General features: G+C 58.2%; 10 protein-coding genes and 1 pseudogene. 5 read left to right on the forward strand and 6 right to left on the reverse strand.

The features are described from left to right. The coding region (gene kdsA, locus HWX53_RS25780) for a 3-deoxy-8-phosphooctulonate synthase (RefSeq protein ID WP_175946253.1) at positions 1 to 610 on the forward strand (610 nt) is incomplete at its 5' end. 1,034 nt (positions 611 to 1,644) lie between these two features. On the opposite strand, the gene HWX53_RS25785 is transcribed toward kdsA, so the two are convergent. Then, positions 1,645 to 1,914: a DUF4148 domain-containing protein gene (locus HWX53_RS25785; protein ID WP_175946255.1), complete on the reverse strand. Its 270-nt coding sequence runs from the start codon at positions 1,912 to 1,914 to the stop codon at positions 1,645 to 1,647. A 322-nt stretch (positions 1,915 to 2,236) separates the two neighbouring features. Here HWX53_RS25785 and HWX53_RS25790 point away from each other — a divergent pair, with 322 nt between their 5' ends. Next, the gene (locus HWX53_RS25790; protein WP_175946257.1) at positions 2,237 to 3,400 is read left to right on the forward strand and encodes a porin; all 1,164 of its coding nucleotides are present in this window, start codon (positions 2,237 to 2,239) and stop codon (positions 3,398 to 3,400) included. Between the two features lie 362 nt (positions 3,401 to 3,762). On the opposite strand, the gene HWX53_RS25795 is transcribed toward HWX53_RS25790, so the two are convergent. After that, a complete protein-coding gene (locus tag HWX53_RS25795) occupies positions 3,763 to 6,993 on the reverse strand; it encodes a multidrug efflux RND transporter permease subunit (RefSeq protein WP_175946259.1) in 3,231 nt (1,076 codons plus the stop codon). Positions 6,994 to 7,746: 753 nt separating this feature from the next. Between HWX53_RS25795 and HWX53_RS25800 the strand changes: the two are divergent. Beyond that, positions 7,747 to 8,158: pseudogene (locus HWX53_RS25800) on the forward strand (IS3 family transposase); the annotation flags it as partial. A gap of 263 nt (positions 8,159 to 8,421) precedes the next feature. Here the strand turns inward: HWX53_RS25800 and HWX53_RS25805 are convergent. Then, the gene (locus tag HWX53_RS25805) at positions 8,422 to 9,477 is read right to left on the reverse strand and encodes a cation diffusion facilitator family transporter (RefSeq protein ID WP_244140280.1); all 1,056 of its coding nucleotides are present in this window, start codon (positions 9,475 to 9,477) and stop codon (positions 8,422 to 8,424) included. 86 nt (positions 9,478 to 9,563) lie between these two features. Between HWX53_RS25805 and HWX53_RS25810 the strand changes: the two genes are divergently transcribed. Beyond that, positions 9,564 to 9,911 (forward strand): metalloregulator ArsR/SmtB family transcription factor, encoded by a 348-nt coding sequence (locus tag HWX53_RS25810; protein WP_175946263.1) that lies wholly within the window; start codon positions 9,564 to 9,566, stop codon positions 9,909 to 9,911. A gap of 256 nt (positions 9,912 to 10,167) precedes the next feature. After that, the gene (locus tag HWX53_RS25815; protein ID WP_175946265.1) at positions 10,168 to 10,440 is read left to right on the forward strand and encodes a DUF4148 domain-containing protein; all 273 of its coding nucleotides are present in this window, start codon (positions 10,168 to 10,170) and stop codon (positions 10,438 to 10,440) included. A gap of 62 nt (positions 10,441 to 10,502) precedes the next feature. Here the strand turns inward: HWX53_RS25815 and HWX53_RS25820 are convergent, their stop codons facing one another. The 3 genes from HWX53_RS25820 to HWX53_RS25830 are packed head-to-tail and all read right to left on the reverse strand — an operon-like array spanning position 10,503 to position 15,836. After that, a complete protein-coding gene (locus HWX53_RS25820) occupies positions 10,503 to 11,915 on the reverse strand; it encodes a heavy metal sensor histidine kinase (RefSeq protein ID WP_175946267.1) in 1,413 nt (470 codons plus the stop codon). Between the two features lie 16 nt (positions 11,916 to 11,931). Beyond that, positions 11,932 to 12,609: a heavy metal response regulator transcription factor IrlR gene (gene irlR / locus HWX53_RS25825; protein WP_175946269.1), complete on the reverse strand. Its 678-nt coding sequence runs from the start codon at positions 12,607 to 12,609 to the stop codon at positions 11,932 to 11,934. Beyond that, entirely contained in the window at positions 12,609 to 15,836 is a 3,228-nt protein-coding gene (locus tag HWX53_RS25830) for a CusA/CzcA family heavy metal efflux RND transporter (protein WP_175946272.1), read from the reverse strand. The genes irlR and HWX53_RS25830 overlap by 1 nt, the downstream gene beginning before the upstream one ends. Between the last annotated feature and the right edge of the window lie 7 nt (positions 15,837 to 15,843).

Raw genomic sequence — 15,843 nt, forward strand, 5'->3', positions numbered from 1 at the left:
CGAAAAAGTGAAGGCCGAATTCGGCATGCCGGTCATCACCGACGTGCACGAGCCTTGGCAGGCCGAGCCGGTTGCACGAGTCGTGGACGTACTGCAATTGCCCGCGTTTCTCGCGCGACAGACCGACCTCGTCGTTGCGCTCGCGAAGACCGGAAAGCCGATCAACATCAAAAAGCCGCAATTCCTGAGCCCGTCGCAAATGCGACACATCGTCGAGAAATTCCGGGAGGCGGGCAACGATCAGCTCATTCTCTGCGACCGGGGCGCGTGCTTCGGTTACGACAACCTTGTGGTGGACATGCTGGGATTCGGCGTGATGAAGCGCACCTGCGGCGACGCCCCGATCATTTTTGATGTCGCGCATGCGCTCCAGCAGCGCGAGCAAGGCAGTGCGGCGTCAGGCGGCCGGCGCGTGCAAAGCGCGGAACTCGCGCGGGCGGGCATGGCTCTCGGTCTGGCGGGACTGTTCCTCGAAGCTCATCCTGATCCCGATCGCGCCCTGTGCGACGGCCCAAGCGCGCTGCCTCTCGCGCAAATCGAGCCGTATCTGAATCAGGTGAAGGCGATCGACGATCTCGTGAAGTCGCTGCCTCCACTCGTAATCAACTAATCTACAACACACTGCGCGCCGGCAAAGGAGCGCGCGCGGATATTCCCGAGTCTGGCGGGCTTGCGCGAGACATGCGAATCGGGCGCAGATCTACCGATACCCACAGCGGTCGCGGCGTCGCGGCCGGCTGCTGGACATTCGTAACAAAGCCGAGCGGCTCGCAAAAGGAGCGGGGCACTTCATTGGTGACAAACACGTCGAGAAGCAGTGCCTCGCTGTGACCGATAACGTCACGGAGGCCAAATGCACCGCCGAGCGGGATGGTCGCAGAGATGCATCGTAGATGCTGCGCGATTTGGCCATACTTCCGTTACAACCGGGTCGCTTAACACGAGTTACGACACGGCCGGCTTCGTCGCAACGTGCAATGCCAATGACGTGGCGCCACCCGACCGTTTAGAAAAGCACCGCGCCCGCGTTAGGCCTGGACTAATCCCTAACATGGGCGCGATTGGCGGGGAAATTGCAGTGCAACAATGCGACACAGCAACGGCGCCTCACATCGCCTAGCCTTCAAGAAGGTCCATCAAGGTCGCTGATCCTATCAGCCACGCTTTCGCACGATCGTCGGCGATCCATAACTGCTGGGCTCGGTTAATCGGATCGATTTCGTGGAAAAATGCAAGGGTGTGCCTTTACGTGCAGATTAGCGCTCGTGCAAGGGTGCCCCGCATAGTCGACCTGGTTGTTCGACGGAAGCGCCGAAGACATTTGTTTCGTGGAGTCGTGGGACGACGAGATCGTGTCTGAAGCGGCCGACCCACGCTGAGCGCATCCCGTGAGACTTATCGCGGCGATTGAAGTACAGACCAAGAAAAATTTCGCAAGCATATTGCTCACCAATTTAAGCTACTCCTCTTCTGCTCCGCAATGCCGAGAGCCATCGAATAGAACTCTTGAATCGTGAGGGCCCAAGAGCGAACAAAACTCTATTCCAGGTCGAAAGGGAGTGTCCGAAGAAGGTGAGGTCGTGATGTCATCTTCCACGACCCCACTATCTCGATAATGCTTTGAAGTGAAGTCGCCGAAGTCGATCAGCGCCCCGCGACCTGATCGTGATGGTCGGGAGCCGGCGCCTTCTCGTTGCCGTGCGTTGTTGCTACATGGATTTCCTTGTTTCGGGCGGTCGCCGCTTCTGTGGGCGGGTATTGAGTCCGGCCGGCGGGCGTGAATCCTTCGTGTCGAGCCTGCACCAGTTCTTGACGCACCTGCTCCCGAGATTTCTGTGCCACGGCAGCCGGTGAAATCAAGCCGATCGAGATGCCCGTCAATGCAAGCGATATCGCGAGTTTTGCTGTTTTCATTCTGTTCTCCAAGAGTCGACCGCCGATAGGTGGCGCGTCATGGGAAGCAGTATGTGAGATCAACAGTGCGCGAACGTGACGCGAACATGAGAAAAATGTCAGACGAGCCTATCTCGCATTTATTTCAAACCGAAGTTGAGAATGTGGCAGGACCGAATGGTGACAGACAGGCATCAAAGATGATGCGAAGATGAAAAACTTGTCATTTCGCGCTCATCGTTAAAATGCGTTTGTTTTTTATGATCCGTCGGTAGTGACTCTTGTATCTCACCCCGCTTGTAGCCGTATTGCAAGCAAGTCGAGTCCGTTACCGGAGAATTCAATGAAAAAACACAATGTCTGGGGTGCGGTTTCGGTCGTCCTTCTGGGGTCGGCCGGCAGCGCGGTTGCGCAGAGTCAGGTCAATCTTTACGGACTCTTGGACACCTCGATCACATACGTCAACAACGCAAACGCAAATGGCGACAATCTGTGGGCAATGGGAAGTGGGAACCTGCTTGGTAACCGTTGGGGTCTCAAGGGAAGTGAGGATCTTGGTGGCGGATTGCGCGCGATATTCACTTTGGAAAACGGATTCAATCCGAACACCGGGGCACTGAATCAGGGTGGAAGGATGTTTGGCCGACAATCGTTCGTCGGGATCGACAGCGCGCAAATGGGAACGTTGACGCTCGGACGTCAGTATGATCCCCTGGCCGATCTGGTCTGGCCCGTGACTGGCGATTTTTATTTCGGCAGCGTCTTCGCGACACCGGGCGATGTCGACAATTACGATACTTCCTCACGCACCAGTAACGCCATCAAATATACGTCGCCGGTAATCGCAGGCCTCCAATTTGAAGGAATGTACGCACTCGGCGGGGTCGCCGGCAGGACAGGAAGCGGCCAGACCTGGTCCGCGGGCATTTCGTACAACAACGGGCCGCTGTCCGTGGCTGGAGGCTACTTTTATGCCGCCAATTCGAATCCCGCTGTTGGCGGAGTGCGCACGACATGGAGCGGAACGTCGGACGGAACGTTCGACGGCTCGCTCGTGAATGGCGCGTACATATCGGCAAAATCGATCGGCATCGCCAGGGCAGCAGCGCGCTACTCTTTCGCCGCCTTCAACGTTGGCATTGATTACAGCAATGCGCTCTACCGTCCAGATGGGATGTCTACATTCGCCTCCACGGAGAAGTACGACACTGGCCGTGGATACTTGACCTTCCAGGCCGACCCGCGATTGCTATTCGGCGTTGGCTACAGCTTTACACGCGCCACAGGAGACGCCGGCGCGCGCTATCACCAAGTGTCGCTCGGCGCTGACTACACATTATCCAAGCGGACCGATATCTATCTTGTAGGGGCATGGCAGAAAGCGAATGGATCTCAGCGTACGACGACCGGCGGCCTTCAGGACGCCCAGGCATCGGTTGGCTCTTACGGCTACGGCGGAAAAAGCACCCAGAGCGTAGTCGCGCTCGGCCTGCGCCACAAGTTCTAAACGGCAGTTCTGCACAGTTCAGGTTCGCGCTGGCCAGCGGGACTGTGCGACTTCGAAGTGATGGGCCACGCGCACGGCAGAAGACTATTCTCGCCGTGCTTAGTCCGGGCCAATCGCCCGGACTTTTTTTGCTACTTTTCTTGCTTGCAACTGGATCCCTGCTCTGCGCGTCTGTCTGAGCGTACCCTTGGACTGGTAGTCACACCCGCGGTTTCTAGCCGGGCCTGCGAAACCGTCCAAATTCTACCTCTGCGCGATTTAAGTGACGTCACCGCAAGGAACCAATTGCCGCTGCCGGCCACCGAATTAAAAGGAGCGCAATGGGGTAAGCACGAGACCGGGTCGGATGACTGCCGCGTATGTCAACGCCCCCATTTTCCTGAAGCGGACGAACTGACGTTTTCGTTGCTTCCTGAGGCACCCGGCGCTGGCGGTGTCGGCGGCGAATCGGCAGCAGGCGTCTTCCCGCCTTTCTTCTTTCTCGAGCGCGAGGACATCGTTTCCAGTCCCCAGAAGAACATCGGGATGAAAAACACGGCGATGACCGTCGCGCCGAGCATCCCGCCGATCACGCCCGTGCCGATGGAATGCCGGCTGTTCGCGGACGCGCCCGTCGCGATCGCGAGCGGCACGCAGCCGAGAATGAACGCGAGCGAGGTCATCACGATCGGGCGCAGGCGCTCTTCGGCGGCGGTCATCGCCGCGTCGTAGACGGACGCGCCCGCCTCGCGGTTCAGCACGGCGAACTCGAAGATGAGAATCGCGTTCTTCGCGGCGAGCGCGACGAGCATCGTCAAGCCGATCTGGAAATACACGTCGTTGTTGAGGCCGCGCAGGAGAATGGCGAGCAGCGCGCCGAAGATCGCGAACGGCACCGCCATCAGCACGCCGAACGGCAGGCTCCACTTCTCGTACTGCGCCGCGAGAATCAGGAAGACCATGATCAGGCCGAACACGAAGACGAGCGCCGACGAACTGCCCGACTGCTGCGCCTCGTACGCCTCGCCGCTCCATCCGATGCCGTAGTCCGATGGTAGGCCCTTCGCGATATCCTCGAGCGCCTGCATGACCTGTCCGGACGCGTACCCGGGCGCGGCGTTCGCCGTGATCTTCACCGCCGGGAAATTGTTGAAACGCGTGATGAGATCGGGCCCCGTCACGTAGCGCGTCGTGACCATGGCCTTGAGCGGCACCATCTCGCCGGTCTTGCTCTTCACGAAAATCTGCGTAAGATCGTCCGGCTTCAGCCGATACTGCGGCTCTGCCTGCAGAATCACCTGCCAGAGCCGGCTCGACCGGTTGAATTGCGACACGTAGAGCGAGCCGAACATCGTCTGCATTGCGCTGTAGACATCTTCGACGGGCACGCCGAGCGTTTCGGCCTTGTCGCGATCGACATCGGCGAGCATCTGCTGCGACGACGCGTTGAAGGTCGAGGTAACACCCGTCAGCTCCGGGCGCGCCTTGGCCTTGCCGATGAAATCGTCCACCACGGCCGCGAACTGTCCGATGGTCGCATCGCCCTTGCTCTGAATCCACATCTCGGTGCCGCCGGTCGTGCCGAGACCCGGAATCGACGGCGGATTCAGCGGCACGACGATGCCTTCCCTGATCTGCGAAAAGTGCTTGTATGCGTCGAGGAGCACGGCGCGCGCGTTCTGCGTGCGGATATTGACCGACTTGTAGCGATCCTCGAAGCTCTTGAAACCGACGAAAAAGGTCGACGCGTTGTTTTTATTCTGGCTGTCGAGAAGGCTGAAGCCGTCGATCGTCGTGATGCTGCCAACGGCCGGCTGTCCCATGAAGTAATCCGTCACGCGTTCGGAGACTTTTCCAGTCCGGTCGAGCGATGCCGCATCGGGCATGATCACCGCACCGAGCAGATAGCCCTGATCCTCGGGCGGCAGGAACGCGGTCGGTATGTCGCGCATCATGACGACGGCGAGCGCGATCATGCCGACGAACAGGAGCAGCGCGATCAGAAAGCGTTTGATGATGAGCCGCACGACGCTCGTGTAGCCGTGCGTCATGCGCAGGAACTGGACGTCGAACCAGCGGAAAAAGCCCTTTTTCTCGTGATGCCCGGGTTTCAGCAGCAACGCGGCGAGCGCAGGCGACAAGGTCAGCGCGACCAGACCCGAGATCACCACCGAGATCGCGATCGTGATGGCGAACTGCTTATACATCTGCCCCGTGATGCCGCTCAGGAACGCCACCGGCACGAACACCGCGCACAGCACGAGCACGATCGCGACTACCGGCCCGGCCACTTCGTCCATCGCCTTCTTGGATGCGGTCTTCGGATCGAGCTTGTGCACGGTCATGTTGCGCTCGACGTTCTCGATTACGACGATCGCATCGTCCACGACAATCCCGATCGCGAGCACCATGCCGAAGAGCGTCAGCATGTTGATGGAGAAGCCGAGCGCCTCCATGCCCATGAACGTGCCGACGATCGACACTGGCACCGCGATCACCGGAATCAGCGTGGCGCGCAGGCTTTGCAGGAACACGAACACGACGATCACGACCAGCACGACCGCTTCGAAGAATGTCTTCACCACGTCAGAAATGGAGGCGCGGGTGAATTCCGTCGTGTCCATTGCAATCTCATAGTCGATGCCCTGCGGGAACGTCTTTTTCATCTCCGCAAGTGTCTTGCGCACTTGATTCGAAACGTCGAGTGCGTTTGCGCCCGGCTGCTGATAGACGGCCAGGACCGTCGCCGATTTGCCTTGGAAGCGGCTGCGGATCGAATAGTCCTTCTGTCCAAGTTCGGCGCGGCCCACGTCCTTCAGCCGCACGATAGCCGCTCCCCCGGATTGCGCACGAATGATAATATTTTCGAACTGTGAAGGTTCGGTGAGCCGTCCTGTTGTGGTCACCGCGAAGGATTGTTCGACGGGCGCGCCGGTCGGCGATTGTCCAAGTCGTCCCACGGCGAATTGCTGATTCTGGTTAGCGACCGCACGCTGCACGTCGGCGGCGGTGATACCTAGTTGCGCCATGCGGTCGGGCTTAAGCCAGATTCGCATCGCGTAGTCGGGCGTGCCGAAGATGGCCGACTGGTTCGCACCGGGAATACGCTTGAGCGCGTCGAGGACATACACGTTCGCGTAGTTCGCGATATATGTCGCGTCATAGCGCTCGTCGGGCGAATAGATGGCGATGACCATCATGAACGCCTGCGACTTCTTCTGCACTTGCACGCCCTGATTCGTTACCGACTGCGGCAGTTGCGGCAGCGCGAGGTTCACGCGGTTCTGCACGTCGACCTGTGCGAGTTCCGGGTTCGTGCCGATCTGGAAGTACGCGTTGATCGTCAGATTGCCCGTCGAGGAACTCGACGAGCTCATGTAGATCATGTTGTCTGCGCCGTTGACCTGCTGCTCGATCGGCGCGGCGACATTGTTTGCGACGACATCGGCACTCGCGCCCGGATAGGTCGCGGAAATCGTAATCTGAGGAGGCGTGATGTCGGGATATTGCGCCGTGGGCAACGCTAGCATGGTGAGTGCGCCGCCCAACGTAATGATTATCGATATGACCGAGGCGAAAATTGGACGGTCAATGCAGAAATGCGAGATGTTCATGGATCCCCTCCGCGCAGCGAGCTTGCAATGTTCGCTTGATCGAATCACTCCTCAGGCGACCACCTTCGCGGTTCGTCTTCTGGGGCGACATCTTTTTCGCACACTCCACGCCCAGATCGCGGCTGGTGGGGAGCCGGTTTTTTTCAACCGGCCGGCAACGCTCGCGACGCAGATCGTGCGATCGACTATAGCGTAGTAGCCCGCGCATAGACCGCTAGTCGTGAACTTAGTCGTCGCTGTCCAATTGGCCAATCTCCACGCGATCTAATGCGGCTGCCACTGCCCGTCCGAGCATTCACTCGCAATGTCGCACGAGAATCGTGCAGAGCGTAGACGTCCCCGATATTAACGAGGATCCGCCGCCCGCCAACCGAGGCAAGCCCCGTTGCGTCTAGATATCGTTGCTAGCCCCGGCGATTTTTCTACGCGAAGTGCGCGATTCGGCGCCCGCTAACAACTGATGAGAAGTTTACTAATAGCGGAAGACAGTCGGATTTGCATTGATTATTTGCTACCCGAATTAAAGAAGCAGATAACTTATACAACCCATAAATTTTTGTGCCGGCTGTGCCTGTACCGCCCCGCCTCTTTCGATTGTGAACTCAGGCCACCCGTCGTGAGATGCTTGCTAAGTCGATGTCTGTGGATTGACACGCTCCGATATGAGCTACCACCCTATCTCATGAGGCCAGATTCCCAACTCAATAGTTCGCGGTTGCGCAAGGTAAGTCCAGTAAGTGGCAGGCAAGCTGGCGCCTTCGGCTTGATTTGCCAAGATATGGCTACCGTCTTGTGTGTGGCCTCTTGCGTCGGCAACGGGAGAATCATGGTGCGACGCCCGTCAATGCAAACCGGTGTACCGGGTAATGCGCGTCGACGGTCTGCTGATGGAACGCCGCCCGGCGTCGCCGCGCCCTCAGCGCCGACACGATGGCGAGCTCGCTGTGGCGAAAACCAATCAGCATTGGTGTTCTGATGGCTTCGGGTTTCGTTGCGACAACGGCGAACTTCGGCATGTCACGTTCGCTCTGGACCGCCGCGACTGCGAAGCGATGAACTGGGCGGCGGCGACCGGCGGCCACAGTGGCGACGTAGTGCGCAACGTCATGCTGGCCGCCATAGAGAACCGGTTCCTGATGTCCTGAAGGCACCGTCGGAAATAGAATGACTGACTGACAATGGCTCGGGTTACACGGCAGAGAAACCAAAGACATTTGCTTCTTCCGAACAGGCGGCTCCCGCGTGGGCTAGGTTGGCCTGTAGGACAATGAAGTGATGGGCCACGCCACGGCAGAGGACGATCCTCGCCGTGCGCAGTCCACGCGAATCGCCGGACTCTTTTTACTTGCTTTTCTCGCTTTGTAACCGAGACTCTGCTCTGCGCTTCGGCTCGGCATTATTCGGATGCTGACTATTCGCAAAGCGGTCTCAAACCACCCTTGGCGCATCATTTCCATCTCCTGTTTTCGAGTGCTCGTCAACACATTCGTCGTGTTCAACTTGAACCGTGACATGCTGAATGTTGAACTGCGTCGCCAATCTCTGCTGAATCAAGACCACGACCTCGCGAGCATTCGCGCCTGCTGTAGGGTGGACGTGTAGGGTCACCATGTGTTGCTCACCGGTAATCGACCAAGCGTGAATGTGGTGAGCGTTCGCAACTGCTGGCACATTTTTCTCGAGGTCGGTTTTAATATCGAGCAGGTTCACACCTTTAGGCGTACCTTCCAGGAGAATGTGCGCCGACGATTTCACGATGCTCCATGCGCTCTTCAGGATGATCACGGCGACGAAGATGGAGAGCAGCGGGTCAATGGGCGTCCAACCGGTCCACAGGATGACGACGGCCGCAACAATCGCGGCTACGGACCCTAGCATGTCTCCGAGGACGTGAAGCCACGCGCCTCGCAGATTGAGGTTCTCCCGGTTTCCCCCATGGAGCACGGCAAATGCTGCGATATTGGCAAGTAGACCAGCTATTGCAACGATGAGCATCGTCTTGCCGATGACAGGCACAGGAGAAGCGAAGCGCTGAGCGGCCTCGATCACAATCCAGATGGCGATCACGAACAGCGCACAACCGTTGACAAAGGCCGCGAGTATTTCGAGGCGCTTATAACCGTACGACAAGTGCGCCGTCGCTGGCCGCCTTCCGTAATGAATCGCCACCCAGCTAAATCCAAGCGCGGCGGCGTCGCTCACCATGTGGCCTGCATCCGCCAACAGCGCCAACGAACCCGAAATCACGCCGCCAACAACCTCGACAAACATGAACACCGCGATGATTAGAAAGGCCCACCCGATGCGCCGCTGATCGCTTACCCCGTGCAAGTGATTGTGGCCCGCATGACTGTGCCCATGATCATCACGGCCGTGGCTGCCCTTGTGATCATGCTCATGGTCATTATGGTCGTGGGCGTCGTGACCGGCGCCTTCGGTCCCATGCCGGTGCTGATGTCCAGCATTTTCGTGATTGGATGTCATTTCCGTATCCCTTGAGCAAGCTCGAATCCAACTGGTAGTATATACAGATAAAAATATGTGTTGATTTGATTGGCAAGGGCTAACTTATGTCTGCGGTTACGGCGCTGAGTGACGACCAGTTTGTGGAGCTCGCCGGGCTCTTCCGGCTGATGGGTGATCCCAGTCGGCTCAAAATTATCGCCGCGTGTCTGGGCGCTCCCACGTGCGTATCGGATATTGCGGCGAAGTACGGCATGTCGCAGCCACTCGTGAGCCACCATCTGAGGCTTCTACGCACGACTCGCGTTTTACGGGCAGAGCGTCGCGGTAAGCAGATTTTTTACGCGGCGGCGGATCACCATGTGAAGCAGGTCATCAGTGATATGGTTGGGCACCTTTGGGCGCAAACCACATCCGAAGCCCCCGGGATCGACGGCACGAATCGAGAGTTCTGACGCGCTTGCGGTTAAGTGCGTGGCTATGTCAATTAGTATGTAATGCTGAAGCTTTTGGCCGGTCGATGAAGCTCATTCAAACGGCCAATCGAATATCATGACCTTCGCATCGCGATAACGCGGCGCATCGGCCTGAAAAGCCCGCCTTCCGGTTTCTCACACAATTATCATTTTCACGTCATGGTGACGCATAGGTTGTCGATCATACTGTTTCTCAAGACGGCCAAACGGCCGACTTCACTGAAAGGAGAAACAGATGAAAGCAATCAAATTCGCGGCCCTGCTCGTTACCTCCACTATCGCCCTCGGCGCGGTGTCCGAATCGGCTTTGGCGCAAGCTAAGACGCGTGAGCAAGTAAGGCAGGAACTCGTGCAGGCGCAACACAACGGGATCATCCCGAGCAACAAAACGCAGTACCCGCCGAACGAGGCGACGATCGCGCGCAACAAAGCAACGCACGCGGCAACGAAACACGCCGGTGAGCCAGCGCCCGATGTCGACCATCACGACAGCGTTGCCGCCCGCTGACCACCGCAAGATCGGCCCGTTATGAGCCCGGATGCGCGCAAGTCTTTGTGCGCATCGAAAAGTTAAAGCAGCGGGGCATCCTGCTCGGTCGTGTGACGCGGAAACGCTATCCAGAACCTAGTTCGCACATTCGGCTCTGTTTGAACCCCGCAACTTCCACCGTGACTATCCATGATCGACTTCACGATGGCCAGTCCAAGCCCCGAACTCGATGAATGACTGTGCCGTGAGGGGTCCACTCGGTAGAAACGATCGAATATTCGGTCTATGTGCGGTGGCTCGATGCCTCTGCCGGTATCGGATACGCTTACGATCGTCCGATCAGCAACTTCCTCACATTCCACATTGATTACGCTATTCTCCGGGGCGTGCGCAATTGCATTCGAAATCAGGTTGCTCAGCGCGCGTTGGAACAGCAGAAGGTCTGCATCGGCTCGCGCCTGCCCTGAGACCCGAATCGCGACACCCACCTCTTCCGCTAGCGATTCATAAAATCCGGCCAGGCTCTGCGCCTCGCGTGCCGCGTCGAGTCGTCGAATCTTGAGCAAAGCATCGGCGCGCTCCGAACGTGCAATGAAGAGCATGTCTTCGATCATGCGGGAAAGGCGCTGAAACTCATCGATGCTCGATTCGATAACGTCCTTGTATTCATCTGCGCTGCGCCTTTGCGACAAGGCCACCTGAGCCGCGGCCTGCAAATTTGTGAGCGGTGTCCGCATATCGTGGGCGAGGTTCGATGAGAACTCGCTCAGTCGGGTGAACGACTCATTTAGCCGCTCCACCATGCCGTTGAACGCAATTTCAAGCTCTTTAAGCTCGCCCGACGTGTCCAGCGAGGGCAAGGGGTGAGCAAGTCTCGTGGTGGACATCTGCTCTGCGCGCGCGACAAGCTGACGTAAAGGCTTCAGTCCGAACTTGGCAATGCCATATGCGAGCGCAGAGGCCAGCATGACTCCCAGCACCTCGATCACAACGATCGTGTAAGCGTAGGCTCTTAGCAGGGCCGCATCTTTCCTGCCATCGTACTGCAATACCACCCGCACGCTTTCTCCGAGCGAAGCGTTGAGCGGCGCTAAGGCGACGAGATAGTGAAGCTTCGATTTCGGCGGCACCATGCTTGTGCCGCCCGTCGGCACTTTTAAGTTCCAGGTTGGACCGTAGGGCTGGAATCCCGTGGTTTGCAGCAAGTGCCTGCCGTTGCGATCGTAGATCGCCATGGCCATGTTCGGATGATCGTGCAGCAGATCCGACCACATTTCGGGATTGCGCGCAATCTCATCACCGACTTTGGTTTCGTCAAAATGGCTTTGCAGCGCGGCCATGATGCTGGTCATCTGTTCCGACGCGGTCCACTCGATGCGGCTACGTAGCGCCTCATAAAGCGCAAGACCGCTGAGGGCTAGGACGGTCGAGGTCGAGACCACGATGAGCATGGTCAGCCTCGCTCGCAGCGTCCGAGGAAAGAGTCGCTTCATTGAACGATGATGTGATTCAGTTCTGGTCTCTTACTTCAAGCACATATCCCATGCCGCGAACGGTATGAATGAGCTTGGGCTTGTACGCATCATCAATCTTTGACCGTAAGCGTCTGATCGATGAATCAACGACGTTTGTATCGCTGTTGAAGTTCATGTCCCACACCTGAGAGGCGATCGTCGCTCGTGGCAAAATTTCCCCCTTACGTCGCATCAGTAGCCAGAGCAGCGCGAACTCCTTTGCGGTCAACAGAATTGCAATGCCTTGTCTGAAGGCTTTCCGCTTAGTCAGATCGAGTTCGAGGTCAGCTACGCGGATCGTACTCGATTCATTGGGCTGCCCCCGTCGGAGAATGACCCTGATGCGGGCGGTAAGCTCCACGAAATCGAAGGGCTTCGATAGATAATCGTCGGCGCCGAGTTCGAGCCCTTTGACCCGGTCGCCAACATCGTCACGCGCCGTTAGAAACAGGACGGGCGTCTTCTTCGTCCGTCGGAGGTTTTGCAGCACCGACCATCCGTCCTGGCCAGGTAGCATGACGTCCAGAATTATCAGGTCATAGTCTTCGGTCTCAGCCTGGTGCTGGCCGGTAAGACCGTCCTCGACCCAATCGACGGTGTAACCCGCCTCGGAGAGCCCCCGTTTCAGATAGAGGCCCATCTTCGCCTCGTCTTCGACAATAAGAATTCGCATTACACGTTACCTCGGGATTGACGCCGGCGCCGTTGCAGCCCGCTTGGTGCCATAAGGCCGAAGCGCTTTTCAAGCAGGGATCGCAACGATGTTGCATGACTAATCCGGTACAGCACCGGTAAAACGAGAAGGGTCAGTGCGGTCGACGAAAGGATGCCGCCGATCACGACAGTTGCCAGCGGCCGCTGCACTTCTGAACCTGTGCCGGTTGCGAAGGCCATAGGCAGAAAGCCGAGCGAGGCGACCAGCGCCGTCATCAGGACAGGTCGCAGCCGGGTCAGCGCGCCCTCCCTCACCGCGACGTCAAGCTCCGCCCCACCCTCTCGTAGGCTTCGGATGAACGATATCATCACAAGACCATTGAGGACCGCGACACCCGATAAGGCGATAAAGCCAATCGCTGCCGTAATCGACAAGGGAATGTCGCGTACCCACAGCGATACGACACCGCCGCTCAGTGCAAAGGGAATGCCGGTAAACACCAACAAACCGTCCTTCACGTTATTGAACATCAAAAACAGCAGCACGAACACCATGAACAAAGCCAGGGGTACCACGAGCTTTAGGCGCTCACTCGCGCTCTGGAGTTGTTCAAACTGGCCGCCCCACGACACCCAGTAGCCTGCCGGAATTTGTACATCCTGCTGGATTTGTTGGCGCGCATCGGCAACGAATGAGCCCACGTCGCGCCCACGCACATTCGCACTGACCACGACGCGGCGCTTTCCATTTTCGCGGCTGATCTGGTTCGGTCCCGGGCTGACCTCGACGGTTGCGAGCTCAGCCAGCGGCACGTACGGCGCCTGCACGACCGGACCGCTTGCCGGCGCCAGGGCCTTATTGGGGAGCGCAATCGGCAGCCGCTTGATTGCTTCAATATCGGTACGAAGCTCGTCCGGCAAGCGCACGACGATGTCAAAGCGGCGATCGCCCTGAAACAGGGTGCCGGCCTTCTGTCCGCCGACCGCGGCGGCGATCGCATCCTGAATATCGGCGACCGTGACGCCATACCGCGCAAGCTTTTCACGTTCGAGATTGATGGTCAGCACCGGCAGGCCAGTGGTCTGCTCGACCTTCACTTCGGACGCACCCGGTACCTTGTTCAACGCCGCCGCAATTTTCTCACCCGTTCCATTAAGCACCAACATATCGTCGCCAAAGATCTTGACAGCCACGTCGCTGCGCACGCCGGAGATCAGCTCGTTGAAGCGAAGCTGGATCGGTTGCGAAAACTCGTACGCGTTGCCAGGTAGTTCGGCGAGAACCGTCTCGATTTCCTTAATCAGGTCGTCACGAGATTTGTCGGGATTGGGCCATTCTTTCGCCGGCTTCAACATCACATAGCCGTCGGAGAGATTTGGTGGCATCGGGTCGGCCGCGATTTCAGCGGTCCCGGTCCGCGCGAATACGCGGTCGATCTCGGGAAATCGCTCCTTGAGCGTCTTCTCGATCGTTTTTTGCATGTCGAGGGACTGAGACAGACTCGTGCCAGGAATGCGCAGTGCGGCGACGGCGAGATCACCCTCGTTGAGGCTTGGGATGAATTCACTACCCAGTCGAGTCGCCAGCCCAAGGGTCAATGCAACGATGACAACGGCTCCTGCCAGCACACGCTTAGGCTGTTCCATGAAGCGGGTGAGAACGGGCTCATAGGCCCGCCGCGCCCAGCCCATGATGCGGTTTTCTTTCTCTTCTACACGATCGCCGATGAAAAGGGCGACCGCCGCCGGGATGAATGTGACGGTCAGAACCATGGCTGCAGCCAATGCCATCACAACCGTTACGGCCATCGGATGGAACATCTTTCCTTCGACGCCGGTGAGCGCAAAGATCGGCAGGTACACCACCATGATGATGAGTTGCCCAAAGATAAGCGCCCTTCTCGCCTCCTGCGACGCCCCAAACACTTCTGCAAACCGTTCCTCGCGTGTCAGCGGTCTGCCAAGCAAGGTTTGCGCGTGTGCAAGCCGTCGCACGCAGTTTTCAACGATCACCACCGCACCATCAATGATGATGCCGAAGTCGAGCGCCCCGAGACTCATCAGGTTCGCGCTCACTTTTGCATTTACCATGCCGGTGAAGGTCATCAGCATCGACAGGGGAATGACCAGAGCTGTGATAACCGCCGCCCGGATGTTACCCAGAAACAGGAACAGGATGACGATGACCAGCACGGCGCCTTCAAGCAGGTTTTTCTTGACCGTGTCGACAGCCTTCTCGACCAAATTTGTCCGGTCATACACGGGGATGGCGCGAACGCCTGGGGGCAGCGAACGATTGACGTCGTTCATCTTGAGCGCGACGGCTTTCGAGACCGCGCGGCTGTTCTCTCCCATCAGCATGAAGACAGTGCCGAGCACCACTTCCTCCCCGTTGGACGTCGCAGCGCCTGTGCGCAACTCGCGGCCCGCATCCACCTGCGCGATGTCCTTTACGCGAACGGGTACCCCTCCCACATTTGTCAAGACAATGTTCGCGAGATCCTCCGTCGAGCGTGCCTGGCCCGGCACGCGGACCAGATACTGCTCGCCGCGTTTCTCGATGTAGCCTGCGCCCACGTTGTCGTTGTTGCGCTCGACCGCGCGCACGATGTCAGCCAGCGTCAAACCATAAGACATCAGCTTGGTCGGATTGGGCGCAATGCGAAACTCCTTAACGTATCCGCCAATGGAGTTCACCTCCGTGACGCCCGGTACGTTGCGCAGCTGGGGTTTTACGACCCAGTCCTGAAGTTCGCGCAGATCCGACGGCGTGTAGCGCGTCCCGTCTGGCTTGCGTGCAGAAGGATCGGCTTCAACGGTCCAGAGATAAATTTCGCCGAGTCCTGTCGACGTCGGGCCCATTGCGGGCGTCGCGCCGGGCGGAAGCTTGTCCTTCGCTTCCTGAATACGTTCGTTGACGAGCTGACGGGCAAAATAGATGTCGGTGCCGTCCTTGAAAATGACGGTCACTTGCGACAGGCCGTACCGTGAGATCGAGCGCGTTTGCTCAAGATTCGGCAGGCCCGCCATAGCAGTCTCGACAGGATATGTGATGCGCTGCTCGGCCTCCAGGGGCGAATAGCCGGGAGCCGAAGTGTTGATTTGCACCTGAACATTGGTGATGTCAGGCACGGCATCGATCGGCAGCTTCTGATAGCTGTACACGCCGAACGCAGCAACTGCCGCGATCGCCAGCATGACAAGCCAGCGGTGCGCGATCGCGAAGCGAATCAATCGCTCAAACATGGGGAAA

The sequence above is a fragment of the Caballeronia sp. BCC1704 genome (assembly GCF_902833455.1).
GTDB lineage: Bacteria > Pseudomonadota > Gammaproteobacteria > Burkholderiales > Burkholderiaceae > Caballeronia.